The following is a 16,888-nucleotide window of genomic DNA, read 5'->3' on the forward strand; positions in this document are numbered from 1 at the left end:
TTATTAAGTTTATAAAGCATTGTTTTCCTAGCTCTAGCTTATTTCATCATCTTTTTTGTATAAATTTTAGAGTTTAAATTTACTCTGAAATTTTATAACTTTTGCCACAAAAAACCTGCCTTATTTTGCAAAATTTGACATTATCCAAAGGGCAAATAGCAAATTAAGATACATATATTATTTGCCAAATTTGATTTTTGTGTGGCACGATCTATTTTGTTAAAAACACTTATATAAAATTTACTAATAAAATATAGCTTTTACCACTCGGTGCGCCAGCCAACCAAACATCGGTTATTATAAAATTACTAAATTTTATTGATTGCAGTCAAATTTAAATATATAAATTTAAAATAGTAAGCAAAAACCTAAATTTAGCCGCCACCAAAGATGGCTAGCTTAAATTTAGGCTCTATCGTGAATTAAATTTAAGAAATTTTCTTTTGTTTTGGGCGGAAAACTTTCATCACGTTTTCATCAGTCTCGATAAATGCACCCTCTATAAGATCGATGCAGTATGGCACTGCTGGAAATACCGGCTCTAAGCACTCTTTTATCGCTTTTGGCTGACCTGGTAAATTTATGATTAGCGCATGGCCTCTTATGCCTGCTGTTTGGCGTGATAGGATCGCTGTTGGGACGTATTGCAAGCTTGCAGCTCTCATTAGCTCACCAAAGCCTGGCATCATCTTCTCGCAAACTGCCTCAGTAGCCTCTGGGGTGACATCTCTCACTGCTGGTCCTGTGCCTCCAGTAGTTAGCACAAGGTCGCATCCTAGCACATCTATCATGTGCACGAGCCTCTCTTTTATGAGATCAAGCTCATCAGGGATCACCTCGTAAAAATACTCTCTCTCGCTTACTATCCAGCCGTCAAGCACCTCTTTAATCGCTGGTCCTGATTTATCCTCGTATGTGCCTTCGCTTGCGCGATCTGACATAGTTAGAATTCCTATTTTTGCTTTCATTTTTTCTCCTTTATTAGTAGTTTTCATTTAAAATTTTAGCAAGCGTCTCTTTATCTACGCTCTCATAAGCAAGCAGATATGAGCTTATCCTTGCGATCTGCTCGTTCGTGCCCTTTAAAAATGAGATTATCTCATCTTTTGCTTGTTTTAAAATTTCTTCCACATCGTTTGGATTTGGCACGAAAGAATTTCCCATGCCATACTCATAAACCATCTTTGAAGCGATCTCTTTTGCTAAATTTAGATCGTTGCTTGAGTTTGAAAAGATGTCGTTCTCATCTATCTCGAGCTTACACATGCCAGAGATTAAAACCTTTATGCGTGAGAGCATCTGTGACTTTGACTCGATCTCTTGCTCAGTCGCCATAAAGCGGTCTTCAATGAGCGAAATTTTTTCAAATTTCACATCAAACCAGTAAGCACTTAGCGCCTTTGCGCCTTGATAGATGGCTTGAATTTTCTTCTCGCTCTCGCTGTAGCTTAGCACCTTTTTCTTGCCGAGCAAGACCTTGTTTAAAACAGCCTCAAAGTCCCTCATCCTAAGCACGCTTTCGCCGTTTCTCAGGGCATTTATCGCTGCTTCATTTACAAGCGTGCTAAGTGCCGCACCAGAAAAGCCAACACTCATCCTAGCGATATCCTCGGCTGACACTTCGCAGTTTTTATCTCTTAGATATGTGTTTAGGATCGCCACCCTGTCGTTAAAATCAGGCATTGATAAAAATATACGCCTATCAAAGCGCCCTGATCTAAGCAGCGCCTCGTCGATCATCTCGATCCTGTTTGTTGCAGCTATGACGATGACGCCTGAGTTATCTTCAAAGCCGTCCATCTCGGTTAGCAGCTGATTAAGCGTGGCTTCTCGCTCGTCGTTTCTAGTGCCACCCCTGCTCTTGCCAACGGCGTCTATCTCGTCGATAAAGATGATTGAAGGTGCGTAGGATTTGGCTCTGCTAAAGAGCTCTCTAACTCTTTTTGCGCCCATGCCGACGTAAATTTGCACAAAACTTGCGCCATTTTGGTAAAAAAACGGCACATTTGCCTCGCCAGCGACTGCCTTTGCCACAAGCGTCTTACCAACGCCTGGAGGGCCGATCATTAGCACGCCTTTTGGCATTTTGATACCAAAATTTCTATATTTTTGCGGATTTTTAAGAAAATCAACTATCTCACTAAGCTCGCTTTTGACCTCGCTAATGCCCGCTACATCGCTAAATCTCACATTCGAGATGACTGGCATCGCATTTTGATTTAGCACGCTTTCTATCTCAAAAGCGCCGTCTTTTTTGCTTAAAAGGCTCTCCTCTTTTTTCTTGATAGCCCGAAAAATATATGCATACCAAAGTACAAGACAAACAAAGATAATGCTTCCCCAAACCATGCCTGGCGTGATATACTGCACGCTTCGCTCGACTGGGACCTTTTTGATGAGCTCTTTTATGTCTATGCCCTCTTTTATGATGGCAAAGCGGTTATTTTGCGCATAGAGGATGACCTCATCTTCGTCGATGACCGCTTTATCGATGAAATTTCCATCCATTAGCTGCATATATTGCGAGTAGGTGATGTTTCGTGGCTCTTTGCTCACAGCAAAAAGTAGCGCTATTATCAGAGCCATAGCGGCTATTATCAGGATATTTTTCTTGTTAAATTTAAATTTTTGCATAATTGGCATCTGGCTTAATTTCATATTCGCTTACCTCCAACCACTCTTTTGTTATGTCATTTTGACTAGAAATTTTAGCTTTGTTGTAAAACTGATCAAAGCCCTCGTAAAAGTCGCCATTTTTTTGCTCGACTAAAATTTTTAAAGCACCGTTGTGTTTTTTTCTAAAATTTTCATTATTTTTAAAAGCAATGCCTTGTAAAACTTTCAGCCTTTCCTTTGCCACGTCGCCACTTACGTCGCTTTTTAGCGTCGCTGAGTGCGTATCTCGCCTTGGCGAATAGACAAAAGCGTGTAGATGTGTGATAGGAAATTTCTTGAAATTTTCCACCGCCTCTGCCCAAATTTCTTCACTCTCACCTGGATGACCCACGATATAGTCAGTCCCCAAAGCAAAGCCAAGTGAGCTTAGCTCATTAAAAAGCTCTAAGTCGCTAAATGCGTTGTTTCGCCTGCGCATGATCTTTAGCATCGCCTCGCTCGTATGCTGAAGTGCGATGTGAAGATGACGCTCCAGCCACTCCTCTTTTAAAATTTCTCTAAAGCTCTCATCTATCTGGCTTGGCTCGATACTGCCAAGTCTTATGCGTCTGATGCCTGAAATTTTGCCTAAATTTGCTAGCAATTTGCCAAGAGAGCTATTTGTATCCTTGCCGTAACTGCCTATGTTTGTGCCAGTTAGAACGAGCTCATTATAGCCATTTTGAGCTAAAATTCTAGCTTCTTTTAGTATCATCGCCTCATCCATACTCCTAGCTTTGCCACGCACTGATGGGATGATGCAGTAGCTGCAGTTAAAGTTGCAACCTTCTTGAATTTTTATAAAGGCCTTTGTGTGATTTTCGTAGTTTGTGACGATATTTTTATCGACTGAGTTTAAATTTCCAAGCTCAAAAAATGGCTTCTCTTGCTTTAAAAGCTCGTTTAGATCACTCTTTTTACTAGCTCCTAGCACGCCAAAGACGCCGCTATTAAACAGCTCTTTGCCCTTACTAACCGCGCCACATCCTGTTAGTATGACCTTTGCGCCACGTCTTTTTACGCCGTTTATATAGTTTCTAACGCCACTATCAGCCGAATTTGTCACGGTGCATGAGTTTATCACGACGATATCAGCGACCTCTTCGTCATTTGTGATCTCATAGTCTTTGATGTAGCTCTTTAAAAGCTCGGTGTCATAGATGTTTGTGCGGCATCCAAATGTCTTAAAAAATATCTTTTGCATTAGATATTTTCGCCCTCTTGCTCAGCGTGAGCTACGTGATCGCTTGGCGTTTCTTTCTTGCCTATAAACATAGTTTGTGTTGGGTAAGCTATCTTTATATCATCGTGAGCCAAAAATGCCTCTATGATCTCAGCGCTTATCGTGCTTCTAAGAGCGAGCGTGGCGTATGAGTTTGACATAAACCAGCATGAGATATTTATGCCGTAAGGCTCAAAAAATGTATAAATTCTTGGCTCTACGTTTGGATTTTTGATGCTGTACTGGCTTCTTAGCTTGTTCATCTGGCGTTTTGCGATGTCAGTGTAGCCTTTTGAATATTTTTTTACTATATTTTTTGCTAGATAGGCGGCTTTTTTGTGGTTACTATCAAAGCTTATCACGACATCTATGCCGTCCCAAACGGTCTTCATGCCGTAGTGCGAGTAGTTTGCGATGAGATCTGTAAAGATGTAGTTATTTGGCACAAAGATGATCCTACCTGCACGGCGGTTTGTCTTATAGGTCGAGTAGCTAACGTCTTCAAAGACGGTTAAGCGAAGCAGCGAAATGTCTATCACATCACCCACAAATTCGCTACCGTCGTGATAGACCCTGACGCGGTCGCCCACGTGGATCGTGCCACCAAACATGATAACCATCCAGCCAAGCATGCTCATAAACATATCTTTCATCGCGATGGCGATACCAGCTGAGGCAAAACCTAGCACGGTTACTAGATATGTGACGTTTTCGATGTATGAAAAGAGCAAAATTATGATGATAACGGTGATGTTTAGCACGTTTAAGAATTTATTGACCGTGTAAAATCTCTCGTTATCCGTGATCGTTCTTTTAACGATAAATTTAGCGATAAACGTTAGTCCGATCGTCAAAAGGATGACGATGGCTGTGTAGCCCATGCTTAAAAACTGAGCCTTGATGTCAGAAGTCGTCATATTTACCGCTTCATCTGCTCTTTTTTCATAGACGCTATAAGTAGTATCAGCAATCTGTTTTGCCGCTTTGAAGTCGCCTATCTCTTGCTTTGCAAGATTTAGACTTGCTCTATTTTGCTCGCTGTCATCTACTAAATTTAGTCTATTTAGCAAATTTTCTTTTGCTTCAAGCTTCTCAAGCAAGGAGTCAAGCTCTTTGATGTGCCTTTGGTACTCGATCTTGTCGCTTCTTATCTTTTTGATATATGAAAAGCCAGACACCAGCGCCACTGGGCTATTTATCCTAGGTGGTGTCTCCATTTCTGGGGCTGCTAGCATATTTGAAAATGGCGTTTTCTCATACTCTTTTAGCAAATTTATCTGCTCTTTTAGAGTTTGACTTCTCTTAATGAGATCGCCACCTCTTTTTGAGCCTTTATCGAGCTTTTTAAGCTCATTTTCATTTTGCTCTAGCTCATCAAGAAGCTTTTGATAGGTGTTGTAGTTGGCGTATCTTGTGATCCAGATGTTGTTTTTTAGGGAGTTATCTAGATTTGAAATTTCTTTTATAAGCTCGCTATTTTGTAAATTTTGTGAGACATTTTGCTCAAGTGTCGCGTTTTCTTCAGCGTAAAGCGCAAAGCAAAAAAGTAGAAAAATTAGGATCTTTTTCATTTAAATTCTCTCAAAGTTTCTAAAACGTCCTCTTTTTTGACGTCATTTTTGATGAACGCACTGCCGATTTTATCTGCGATTATGAAATTTATCTTATCACCTTTTGTCTTTTTATCCATAAAAAACGCCTCGTAAAATGCATATTCATTTTCTATTTTATAGCTTACAGGCAGATCAAATTTCACTAAGACCTGCTTGATCTCCTCTGCCTGCGCCTCGCTCATGAGACCCAGTCTAACACTTAGTCGATTTGCCATATTCATACCTATCGCCACCGCTTCGCCGTGTAAAAATTCTTTGTAGTTTGTCTCGTTTTCGATGACGTGAGCAAAGGTGTGTCCGTAGTTTAGGATAGCTCTTAGCCCCTTTTCTTTCTCATCTTGCTCGACCACTCTAGCCTTTAAATTTATCGACTTTTCAACTAGCTTTGCTAAATTTTCATCGTCTAAATTTACGCTCTTTAACCAGTCAAACATCTCTTTATCAAAGGTTATCGCCATCTTTAAAGCCTCGGCCACACCAGCTGCAAATTCTCTCTTTGGCAGTGTTTTTAAGAAATTTATCTCACAAAAAACTGCCTTTGGCTGATAAAATGAGCCAATTAAATTTTTTCCAAATTTGTTATTTACCCCAGTTTTTCCGCCCACACTAGCATCAACCTGCGCTAAAAGCGTGGTTGGGATATTAATAAAGCTTATCCCTCTTTCATATATGCTTGCCGCAAAGCCAGTCATATCGCTGATGACGCCACCACCAAGGGCTATGAGCGTAGATGAGCGGTCAAATTTACTAACAAAAAGCTGCTCTAAAATTTGCTCTATCGTCTCAAGGTTTTTATACTCTTCGCCGTCTGGCACGCTTATGATAAATTTCTCATCGCACTTTAAAACGCTAAGTAGCTTTTCAAGGTGAAGCCCCGCCACTTTGGCGTTTGTGACGATGCCAACCTTGCCCTTTAGCTCTAATCTCTCAAGCTCATTTATATAAATTTTATAACTTGACGCCTTTTCCTTAAGGTTTAAATTTATCTGCATTTTCTACTCACTTACTGGCACAAAAAGCTGTGCGTTTTGACTTAGTTTTTTATAAAGTCTATTTAAATTTGTCGATAAAAAGGCAAAAGCGCTGCCATTTGCCACGTTTTTAGTAAACATCACAAAATGAAGCAGATCATTTGTGCCCTTTAGCTTCACTAGCGGGTTTTTGAGGCTGTGATTTTCTATCTTTATGCGCTTTGAAAAGAGCGTGCTAATGCTCTCAAAGTGCTCTTTTAACGCCTCATCGTCGCTATGTTTGTTATCAAAATAGTAAAATCTCATCTCCAAATCAAGCTGCGCGCAGCAGTCTGTAATGACGGCTGATTGATTTTCTACTTCTTGGCTTTGATCGCCCAGTATCACGCCCTCTTTTATATTTGAGAGTAAAATTTTACCCGTTTTTAGCACTGGTATTTTCAGCTCGTAAAATAGCTTTTGAAATTTAAAAAAGTATCTATCGTCGCTTATGATCAGTCCGATATCGTGTTTTAAAACGTCATCTTTTATCGATTTATTGTCGCTGTTAAAATAATCCATCAAAACAAGGATATTTTTCTCTTTTATCGCCTTTAGCGTCTCTAAATTTTCGCCCAAAGTTGGGTTTATCACTCTAAAGATAAGGCGTTTGTTATTTAGCTTTGAATGCACATATAAGCTATCTTTTATGAGCTTGCTAACTCGCTCTTTGCTCATTGATCTCATATCAATTAGCGTGTAGATGTTGCTGCCAAACGGACTTGGAAACTGCCCACTTTCGCGTTTTATCGAGCGATAAACGTTTTGAAGCACGTTTGGATCGCCAACGATTAGCAAGATATCGCTTGGCTGGATCATTGTGTTTGGCTTTGGCAAGATGATCTCAGCGCCTCTATAAATAAGCGCTATCCGCCATCTTTTTTGAGCGATCGAGCTTACATGGCGATACATATATGAGCTGCCAATAGGCACCTTAACCTCCATGATCTCGCCCTCGCTAAAGCCGATATTATCAGCATATACAGGCATATCTGGCAGATAGTCCATAAGCCTTGAAGCTGCGATATCTCTTATATCAACTACGCTTAGATGCTTGTCGCTCGCGAAAGTCTCCTTGCACTTTTCATCTAGCTCCCACGAATTCATGAAAATGGTCTCAGTTTTTGTGCTGATCTGTCTTAAATTTTCATAAACAGCAACCGCTTCATTTTTGTTCTCACTCACGATACAAAACTGGCTAAAATAGCCATCACTTATGCTCTTTAGCTTTGAAAGACTGGTTGGATCAAACTGATAAAATGTGAAATTTTCGTAATTTGCCTTTTGGCTGTGATCTTCGTTTGAAACAACGATGTAGTGGTGTAAATTTGACTTTGCTCCAAGAAGTCTATCTAAAAAATTTCTTGCAAAAGCTCCACCAGCTATTATTAAAATTTTCTTCATTAATTCTCCGTATTTTAAAGCCGCATTATAACAAAAGGTCTTTAAAATAAGCTATTTTTGGCTGTAAATTTAAGCTTTCACAGCCAAAAAATTTAAGAAAATTTTAGTAGATTATTTCAGAGATTAAAGTATCGATAGCTGAGTTTGCAGCCTTGTTTATCGTCTCAAAAATGGTGCTTGAGCTTGGGTCTGGGCAGAAAATTTCTTTTGTGATCATGCCTGATTTTAGCGAGGTGTTTGCGTTAAATAGCTCATACGCTAGCGAAACTTCGGCCTTATCGCCTCTTATTTGCAGTGAGATGATGCTAACTTTTAGCCTAAGATCCTTTGCATTTGGCGAAAATATCGGCTTTGCAGCGCAGTTTGAGTAAAGCCCTTTTACGAGTGATTTATAGATCATCTCGCTTGGTTCAGATACAAATTTGGCGTCTGTCAAATATCTTATCTTATTGTTTTCAGCGACAATTAAAATTTTTCTGGTATCGACCATATCAAGGGCACTTACGTTTTCTATAAAGACATTTTTTAGCTCTTTTTGCTTGTTTTCAGCCGAGCACTCTTTGTTTGAGTAGTGAATTTCATACATAGTTGCCATTGGCACGTCGGTCTTTAGCGAGCAGCCAAAAAATAAAAATGCAGCCGCTAGAAAGATTAAATTTCTCATTTTTTATCTCCTTTGTCATTTGGCACTGGATTTGTGAAGAAAAACTCGTAAGGATTGTCCTCAAGTCTTTGAAGCGCGCCTCTAAACTCACGTAGCGTCTTGTCAAATCCATTTAAAAACTCACTAGCCTCTCTAAGAAGCGGAGAGACCGTGTTTCTAAGGTCATACTCGCCGTTTTTTACCTTTTGAGTGATGATATCTTGAAGCGAGCTATATCCAGTGACAGCCGAATTTGCTGATTTGAAAACTGAATTTGCACTTGCGATTAGCGTGTTTAAATTTTTAGCAAGCTCTTTTGTGTCTGTTTTGTTTAGGCTGTCGGTGAAATTTTTTACATTTTTAACGATGCTATCAACCTCGCTTAAGCCATTTTCATCGGTTAAAACCTGAGTAAATTTATCGATATTTCTTAGGATTGATTTGATGTGAGAGATATTTTCAGCTGAGAAAAAGCCATCAACTTTATCAAGGGTTTGATTTATCTTTAAAGTGATGTTCTCAGCGTTGTTTCCAAGCTTTGAAAGAAGGCTCTCTTCAAGCTTTAAGATAGGCTTATCGCCTGGTTTAAAATCCTTCGTGCCTCGGCTTATATTGATACTAGCCACACCGCTAATAGCCTGAACTTCGATGCTAGCCACGCTATCAGCCTTGATAGGCAGATCCTCTCTTATCTTCATTGTGATGTTTATAAGAGCGTTTTTGTCATCGACAAAATTTATATCACTAACGCTTCCAGCTGGCACACCGATAAATTTAACCGTAGAATCAACCTTTAGCCCGCTTGGCAGCTCGCTTGTGTGGATGTAATACTCTTTAAAATCAACCTTTGTGTTATTTTTGCTAGTCATCCACCAGATAAATATGGCAAACGCTGTAAGGCAGGCTATGAAAAACATGCCGACAATGGTATAAGAATTTCTATTTTCCATCTACTTTTTCCTCATTTTAAATAGCTCTTCAAGCGGGTTGTTTTCAAGATGCTCAAGCTCTTTTATATCTCCCTCAAAGGCTATCTTTTTGTTATCTATTATCAAAAATCTATCCAAAATATCAAAAATACTATCCGCATCATGCGTCACCATGACGACAGTTACGCCGATACTATCACGAAGCTCTTTTATGAGCGCGTCCATCTGACGTGAGCTAACAGGATCAAGTCCGCTGTTTGGCTCATCTAAAAATAGCACCCTAGGGCTTAGCACCAAGGCTCTTGCAAGTGCGGCTCTTTTTTTCATACCGCCACTTAGCTCGCTTGGATAGAGCATTGAGACCTCTTTTTTAAGCCCCACCTTTTGTATCCAAAACATCGCTATCTCATCGATCTGGCGCTTGTTAAATTTAGAGTACTCATGAAGCAAAACGCCCACGTTATCAAGGATCGTCATCGAGCTATAAAGCGCTCCAAACTGAAACATCGTCCCACTTTTTAGCTTTATATCTTGTTGTTCTTGTTGGCTACTTTTCCACATATTGACGCCGTCAAACGTTATATCGCCCTTATTTGGCTTTTTTAGATATATCATCGTCTTCATTAGCGTCGTTTTACCAGTGCCACTGCCGCCTAAGAAGCCGTAAATTTCAGCCTCTTTGACGCTCCAGCTCACATTATCGTGCATTATCTTATCGCCATAACTTGTCGTTATGTTTTTTCCAACTATTATCTCGTTCATATCTTTAGCCACATAAAAATTATCGCGAAAAATGCATCAAGTGCAATGACCCAAAATATCGCATTTACAACGCTAACGGTTGTCATCGCTCCAAGACTTTGGGCGTTTTGACTAACGCCAAATCCTCTCATGCACCCAATGATCGCTATCACCGCGCCAAAAAACGGAGCCTTTATCATACCAACAGCAAAGTGCCTAAGCTCGACCATCTCGCGAAATCTATTGAGATAGTCGCTAAAGCTGATATCAAGTATCGTTTGGCAAATGATCATCTGCCCTAAGATACTTATGCTATCAGCTATAAAGATGATGACAGGCACGCAAAGCACCATGGCGATGATGCGCGGCAGCACCAAGAAGTTAAATGGCTCAAAGCCCATCGTCTTCATCGCGTCTATCTCCTCGGTTAGCTTCATAGCGCCTATTTGCGCGGTAAAGCTAGAGGCCGACCTGCCTGCCACAACGATAGCAGCGATGAGCGGAGCGACCTCTCTAAGTGTTAGCATGCCCATGATCTCTACTATAAATATACTTGCCCCAAAGCTTGCAAGCATCGCACTGCCAAGATAAGCAAGCACGACGCCTATCAAAAAAGCGGTGAGCGATACGATGAAAACAGCATTTACGCCACCATCTTTTATGTAGTTGCTAAATTCTCTAAATCTTAAATTTGCAGGATTAAATAAAATCCTCACACTCTTTATCAAAAACTCGCCCAAAAACGAGCCAAACTCAAGCAAATTTACAAATCCCTCGCAAATTTTCTCACCAAGGCGCGAGAAGAAATTTAGGCTATTGTGCGGTGGCATGTAGTTAAAGTCGATCTTTTCGTCATTTAAAAGATCGCTCATCGCCTTTATCTTCTCATCATTTGTGATGATCTCAAATTTCTTGCCATTTAGCGTGTTTTTTAAAAGGATCAAAACAGCATAATCAATGCTCTTTAGCTCGCTAAAGTCAAATTTAACATTGCCGTTAAGCTTTTGGATTTTTTTAAAAATGCTTTGTAAATTTTTTGCGTCTTTGTAGCTAAACTCACCTGCAAATTTTATGGTCGCAGTGCCGTTTGCTTCGTTAAAAACGATGTCATTTCTCTTTTGCAAAAAGTTCCTTTGCCTTAAAATTTCTGGATTATATTATAAATTTTGTTAAAATAAAAAATCAAAAATTTTAAGGACTTAGATGAAATTTGAAGTTATAAAAAAAGATGGCAACGCAAGGCGCGGCGTCCTAACAACCGCTCACAGCGTGATACAAACGCCAGTCTTCATGCCAGTTGGCACGGTTGGCGCAGTTAAAAGCCTAGATGCCTTTGATATGAGTGAAATTTTAGACGCAAAGATAATCTTAGCAAACACCTATCACATGTATCTGCGCCCTGGCAGCAAGGTCGTGCGCGAGTTTGGCGGGCTTCACGGCTTTTCTAAATTTGATCGCTCGTTTTTAACTGATAGCGGCGGATTTCAGGCATTTTCGCTTAGGTCAAACACTAAAAACGACGATGGCGGGATAAAATTTAAAAGCCACATCGACGGCAGCACACACTACTTCACGCCAAGATCCGTCCTTGACACACAGTATGAGCTTGGCAGCGACATCATGATGATACTTGATGATTTGGTTGCCTTGCCAGCTGAGCCAAAAAGGATAGATATAAGCATAAAACGAACGATAAAATGGGCAAAAGAGGCGATTGATTATCACAAATTTATGCAAAGCAAGGGCGTTGGCTTGCAGCAAAATATCTTTGGCATCGTTCAAGGTGGCACCGACTATGAGGCACGTAAATTTTGCGCTGAAGCCTTAAACGAGATGCCATTTGACGGCCTTGCCATAGGTGGGCTAAGCGTTGGCGAGAGCAATGAGGCGATGTATGACACGGTTGAGGCGGTTATGCCATTTATGGATGAGCTAAGACCTCGCTATCTAATGGGCGTTGGCACGCCTGAAGATCTTGTTGAAAACGTTGAGCGAGGCGTTGATATGTTTGACTGCGTTATGCCAACAAGAAACGCAAGAAACGGCACGCTCTTTACTAGCTTTGGCAAGATAAATATAAAATCAGCCAAATTTATAAACGACAACGCGCCAATAGACCCAGCTTGCCAGTGCTACACCTGCAAGCGCTACTCCAGAGGCTATCTAAACCACCTTTTTAAGGCTAGAGAGCTAACATTTTTTAGACTAGCAAGCCTTCACAACCTACACTACTATCTAAATTTAATGAAAGAGATGAGAGAGGCGATAGAGCGAGGAGAATTTACTAAATTTAAGCGAAATTTCTACGCAAAAAGGAGCACAGATGAGCTATAAAAGCGCACTTTGTGGATATTTTTATGGAGATGCATTTGACTACATCACGCTCATCTCGCCGTCACAAAAGCAAGTTTTTAAATTTTTATTTAAAGATGACAAAATTTATAAAGAAGACTTTGATCATGAGTGTGATAAAAATATGTTTGAAGCTGCTCTTAAGGGGCTTTGCAATGAATTTGCAAATAAAATTTTAGAGCACCAAGACGAGCTAAATGAGTATGAGAAAATTTATGCTAGCCAAAAAAATTTTGAGAAATTTATAAAAAGACACCACTTTTTAAAGTATGAGATCAGAAAATTTCAAAATAGCATTTCGCACTTTTACGAAGCTCTTGCGATCTGCCAAAGCGAGCAGCAAGGTCTTAAAAAAGAGCTTAAAAACAGCATCCACGAAGCAAGTGTCTTTAAAACCATAGCCAACGAATACGCCTATAGAGTTGAGGACATCTATACATTTATACAAAGCGACAAAAACGACAAGATAAACAAAAATATCTACCTTTTAACGCTACTTTCGGCGTTATTTCTACCGATAAATTTCATCACTGGCTTTTTTGGGATGAATACAAATGGCATGTTTTTAAGCTCATTTAAAGATGGCACGTTGATAGTTTTTGCCTTTGTAGCGATGCTTTGTGTGCTATTTTTTATATTTTATTACAGACCAAATAAGGATATTAGTTAAATTTATGCGAAGCTTGGCAAGTTGATCCAACCTGCCAAGCAAATTTGAAGTTATTTTTTCTTAATAATAATCTCATCGCCACGTTATTGCAATTTAGAAAATTAAACCTACTAAATCCAATTTTAGTTTTTTCTAAAAAATCTAATCATCTTAGCCTGGATTTTAAACATCTCTGAAAGCTCCATTATCGGATAAGCTCCAGCGTATTTTTTGCCGCCAGGTAGGTCTTTGCTAACGCCGCCGCGTGCAGCGATCTGCGCAAAGTCGCCCACTTTTACATGACCAGCTGAGCCACTTTGTCCGCCCATGACGACGTTTCTGCCTAGCACTGTTGAGCCAGCAAGACCAGTTTGTGAGACGATGAGGCAGCCATTTCCAAGCTCGCAGTTATGGCCTATTTGAACGAGATTGTCTATCTTTGTGTAGTTTGCGATCATCGTGCTTTCAAAAACGCCACGATCTATCGTAGTGCAAGCGCCGATCTCGACAAAATCGCCCAAAACAACGTTGCCGTTGTGATAAATTTTTACATGCTCGCCAGTTTTTGTATGCGCATAGCCAAAGCCGTCGCTGCCGATGACGCAGTTTGCTAGCAGGTGGCACTCATTGCCAATGACGCAGTCATTATAGATGACGACGTTTGGATGGATGATGCAGTTTTTACCGATAGTTACGTTATCGCCCAAAAAAGCTCCAGCCATCACTATCGTATTTTCGCCCACGCTCACGTTTGAGCCGATATAGACATTTGGCATTATAGTGGCGCTCTGGGCGATATTTGATGGTTTTGGCTCGCAAAAAAGCGGCTTAGCGTAAATTTTGCTAAGGATGGCAAATGCAAGGTGCGGGTTGTCGCACACAAGCGCTACCATGCCAGCTGGCACTAAGTCCAAAAGCGATTTTGTCACCAAGATAGCTCCAGCGTTTGAAGTGCTTATAAATTTAGCATTTTTCTCGCCATCGCAGTATGTTAGCTCAGCTTTATTTGCATTTTTTAAAGAATTTAGAGCAAAAATTTCAAGATCTTCTCCACTAAAAGTAGCATCTACTTTTAAGGCTATTTCGCTTAGTTTCATCATATATCCATTATCACAGATCCGCCGCGCACGACATCAACTGGGTTAAATTTTTTTATCGATTTTAAAAAGCTCTCTACCCTGCTCGCATCATCAGCCACCATGACGACGATGTAGTTTTCGTTTGTATTTGTGACGATGCCATTGTATGTCTTTAGTATCGCCTCAAGACCAGCGAAATTTTCACCAAGCGGGATTTTCACAAGTGCCATCTCTTTTTCGACAAATTCGCCACTTTCTATGACTTTATATGTTGGGATGAGCTTGTGAAGCTGTTTTACGATCTGCTCTAAAACCCTCTCATCGCCGCTTGTGACGATGCTTAGCCTTGAGAAGTTGCTCTCAGGTATCGGAGCGACTGTGAGCGTGTCGATGTTGTAGCCCCTGCCCGCAAAAAGTCCAGAAATCCTAGCCAAAACGCCATGTTCATTTAAAACTATAACCGAAATCGTTCTTCTGATACTCATTTTTCTTCCTTGCTCTTTAATATCATATTATAAATTGCAGCCCCAGCTGGAACCATAGGAAGCACGTCCTCAAAGCGGTCGATCCTCACGTCAATAAGTGCTGATTTTTTACTCTTGATCGCCTCTTTTAAAGCCTTTTTAAACTCATCTTTGCTCTTGCATACAAAGCCAACGCCGCCAAATCCCTCAGCGATCTTTACAAAATCAGGCTGCAAGCTAAGATCAGTCGATGAGTAGCGCTTTTCATAGAAAAATGTCTGCCACTGGCGCACCATGCCTAAGAAGTTGTTGTTTAAGATGATGTTTATGACAGGGACATTTGTCTCATAAGCAGTCATAAGCTCTTGGATATTCATAAGTATCGAGCCATCGCCTGTGAAATTTACAACCAAATGCTCAGGCATCGCGCACTTTGCGCCGATCGCTGCTGGCAGGCCATATCCCATCGTACCAAGGCCGCCACTTGTGATAAGCTGCCTTGCGCGGTTAAATGGATAAAACTGCGCCACCCACATCTGGTGCTGACCGACGTCAGTTGCGATGATAGCCTCAGGGCCAACTATCTTTGCGGTCTCTTCAACGACCCATTGAGGCTTTAAGACCTTGTCGCTATCTGTGTAGCCAAGTGGGTTTAGTTTTTGATATCTATCTAAAATTTCTCTCCAAGGCGCATAGTTTTTAGGCTCACCTTTCACCTCTTCATAAAGCTCGCTTAGCACGTTTGTAAGGTCGCCAACTATCGGATAGTGAGCGTTTATGATCTTTGAGATAGAGCTTGGATCGATGTCGATGTGGATGATCTTAGCATGTTTGGCAAACTCGTCAGTTTTGCCTGTAACCCTATCGCAAAATCTAGCGCCAAGCGAGATGAGAAGGTCGCACTCGCTAAGAGCCATATTTGAAGCGTAGCTGCCGTGCATGCCCGCCATGCCTAAATTTAGCTCATCTTTTGCATCAAGCACGCCAAGAGCCATAAGCGTCTCGACCGCTGGGATGCCAGTTTTTTTCATAAATTTACGTATGATCTCGCTAGCATTTGACGCGACCGCACCGCCACCGATGTAAAGAAGCGGTCTTTTTGCTTCATTTATCGCAGCTGCGGCTTTTTTGATCTGCTTAGAGTTGCCTTTATATGTCGGCTTGTAGCTTGGGATGGAAATTTCTTTTGGATAGACAAAGTCGCCAAGCCTTGAAGTGACGTTTTTTGGGATATCGATATGAACTGGTCCTGGGCGGCCTGATCTTGCGATGTAAAACGCCTCTTTTATGATGCGAGGTAGCTCCTCGACGCTATTTACTAAAAAGTTATGTTTGACACAGGGGCGTGAAATACCGACTGCATCGATCTCTTGAAAGGCATCTGTGCCGATCATAAAGGTTGGTACTTGACCGCTTATAAGCACAACTGGGATGCTGTCGCTGTAAGCTGTGGCAAGACCAGTGACCGCGTTTGTAAAGCCAGGACCGCTTGTCACAAAAGCCACGCCAACTTTGCCGCTAACCCTAGCGTATCCGTCTGCTGCGTGAACGGCTGCTTGCTCGTGGCGAACCAAGACGTGCTTGAAATAAGTTTGTTTATATGTCTCGTCGTAGATATTTAAAGCTGCACCGCCAGGATAGCCAAAAACTATCTCAACGCCCTCTTCGTGCAAGGCTTCGCTTATCATCTGTGAACCAGAAATTTGTTTTATCATCACTTTAGCCTTTTGATAAATTTATCGCAAATTATATCCCAAAGCATTTTAAATCCATTTTAACTTTTTAGCGAAATTTGGGCGTTATCTTAAAATTTTTGAAAAAAATTTGAGTTAAAAAAGCAAAAAATACAAAATATTTTACATATATTTATGCATATTATTTTTAGTATTTCGATAAATTTGGCAAATTTAGCGCAAAATTTTAGAAAAAGGGAGAGCCAACCAAGCCAACCAAGCCAACCAAGCCAACCAAGCAAGATAAACAGATAAATTTAACTAGAAATTTTCACAAAAATAGCAAGAAATTTATGTCGAAGTATAAAAATCGCCTTAAAATAAGCTTTTTTTAAGTGCAAAAAAATCGATCTATATTAAATTTAAAAGTAAATTTGACCTAGCAAAAGAGAGC

General features: G+C 40.5%; 15 protein-coding genes. 2 read left to right on the forward strand and 13 right to left on the reverse strand.

Going from position 1 to position 16,888, the window contains the following annotated elements:
• Positions 1–428: 428 nt before the first annotated feature.
• The 10 genes from mog to CYP05_RS00050 form a co-directional block, all read right to left on the reverse strand.
• On the reverse strand, positions 429–968 hold the full coding sequence (mog, locus tag CYP05_RS00005; protein ID WP_002940911.1) for a molybdopterin adenylyltransferase: 540 nt from the start codon (positions 966–968) through the stop codon (positions 429–431).
• Positions 969–981: 13 nt separating this feature from the next.
• On the reverse strand, positions 982–2,634 hold the full coding sequence (locus CYP05_RS00010) for an ATP-dependent metallopeptidase FtsH/Yme1/Tma family protein (protein ID WP_103641639.1): 1,653 nt from the start codon (positions 2,632–2,634) through the stop codon (positions 982–984).
• Entirely contained in the window at positions 2,621–3,859 is a 1,239-nt protein-coding gene (gene mtaB / locus CYP05_RS00015; protein ID WP_103641615.1) for a tRNA (N(6)-L-threonylcarbamoyladenosine(37)-C(2))-methylthiotransferase MtaB, read from the reverse strand. Before mtaB ends, CYP05_RS00010 begins: the two co-directional genes overlap by 14 nt.
• Positions 3,859–5,448 carry a mechanosensitive ion channel domain-containing protein gene (locus CYP05_RS00020; RefSeq protein ID WP_103641616.1) on the reverse strand — a complete coding sequence of 530 codons (1,590 nt, stop codon included), beginning with the start codon at positions 5,446–5,448 and terminating at the stop codon, positions 3,859–3,861. Before CYP05_RS00020 ends, mtaB begins: the two co-directional genes overlap by 1 nt.
• The gene (gene aroB, locus CYP05_RS00025; protein ID WP_103641617.1) at positions 5,445–6,482 is read right to left on the reverse strand and encodes a 3-dehydroquinate synthase; all 1,038 of its coding nucleotides are present in this window, start codon (positions 6,480–6,482) and stop codon (positions 5,445–5,447) included. The genes CYP05_RS00020 and aroB overlap by 4 nt, the downstream gene beginning before the upstream one ends.
• Before the next feature lie 3 nt (positions 6,483–6,485).
• Positions 6,486–7,904, reverse strand: coding sequence for a COG3400 family protein (locus CYP05_RS00030; protein WP_103641618.1), 1,419 nt, complete (start codon positions 7,902–7,904; stop codon positions 6,486–6,488).
• A gap of 103 nt (positions 7,905–8,007) precedes the next feature.
• Positions 8,008–8,568: an ABC-type transport auxiliary lipoprotein family protein gene (locus CYP05_RS00035; RefSeq protein ID WP_002940902.1), complete on the reverse strand. Its 561-nt coding sequence runs from the start codon at positions 8,566–8,568 to the stop codon at positions 8,008–8,010.
• A complete protein-coding gene (locus tag CYP05_RS00040; RefSeq protein ID WP_103641619.1) occupies positions 8,565–9,497 on the reverse strand; it encodes an MlaD family protein in 933 nt (310 codons plus the stop codon). The genes CYP05_RS00035 and CYP05_RS00040 overlap by 4 nt, the downstream gene beginning before the upstream one ends.
• Positions 9,498–10,238, reverse strand: coding sequence for an ABC transporter ATP-binding protein (locus tag CYP05_RS00045; RefSeq protein WP_103641620.1), 741 nt, complete (start codon positions 10,236–10,238; stop codon positions 9,498–9,500). It abuts the gene before it with no gap.
• On the reverse strand, positions 10,235–11,341 hold the full coding sequence (locus CYP05_RS00050) for an MlaE family ABC transporter permease (protein ID WP_103641621.1): 1,107 nt from the start codon (positions 11,339–11,341) through the stop codon (positions 10,235–10,237). The genes CYP05_RS00045 and CYP05_RS00050 overlap by 4 nt, the downstream gene beginning before the upstream one ends.
• A gap of 79 nt (positions 11,342–11,420) precedes the next feature.
• On the opposite strand from CYP05_RS00050, the gene tgt reads away from it, so the two are divergent.
• Both tgt and CYP05_RS00060 read left to right on the forward strand, forming a co-directional pair.
• Positions 11,421–12,551, forward strand: a complete 1,131-nt coding sequence (gene tgt, locus CYP05_RS00055) for a tRNA guanosine(34) transglycosylase Tgt (protein ID WP_103641622.1) — start codon at positions 11,421–11,423, stop codon at positions 12,549–12,551.
• Entirely contained in the window at positions 12,541–13,239 is a 699-nt protein-coding gene (locus CYP05_RS00060; RefSeq protein ID WP_103641623.1) for a CorA family divalent cation transporter, read from the forward strand. Before tgt ends, CYP05_RS00060 begins: the two co-directional genes overlap by 11 nt.
• Positions 13,240–13,361: 122 nt before the next feature.
• Here CYP05_RS00060 and lpxD read toward each other — a convergent pair whose 3' ends face one another.
• Genes lpxD through CYP05_RS00075 form a run of 3 tightly spaced genes read right to left on the reverse strand, consistent with a single transcriptional unit; the run spans position 13,362 to position 16,473 of the window.
• The gene (gene lpxD / locus CYP05_RS00065; RefSeq protein WP_103641624.1) at positions 13,362–14,315 is read right to left on the reverse strand and encodes a UDP-3-O-(3-hydroxymyristoyl)glucosamine N-acyltransferase; all 954 of its coding nucleotides are present in this window, start codon (positions 14,313–14,315) and stop codon (positions 13,362–13,364) included.
• Positions 14,315–14,776, reverse strand: coding sequence for an acetolactate synthase small subunit (gene ilvN, locus CYP05_RS00070; protein ID WP_223227413.1), 462 nt, complete (start codon positions 14,774–14,776; stop codon positions 14,315–14,317). The genes lpxD and ilvN overlap by 1 nt, the downstream gene beginning before the upstream one ends.
• A gap of 2 nt (positions 14,777–14,778) precedes the next feature.
• Positions 14,779–16,473 (reverse strand): acetolactate synthase large subunit, encoded by a 1,695-nt coding sequence (locus tag CYP05_RS00075; RefSeq protein ID WP_258031479.1) that lies wholly within the window; start codon positions 16,471–16,473, stop codon positions 14,779–14,781.
• Positions 16,474–16,888 lie beyond the last annotated feature (415 nt).

The organism is Campylobacter concisus (assembly GCF_002913545.1).
Taxonomy (GTDB): domain Bacteria; phylum Campylobacterota; class Campylobacteria; order Campylobacterales; family Campylobacteraceae; genus Campylobacter_A; species Campylobacter_A concisus_AV.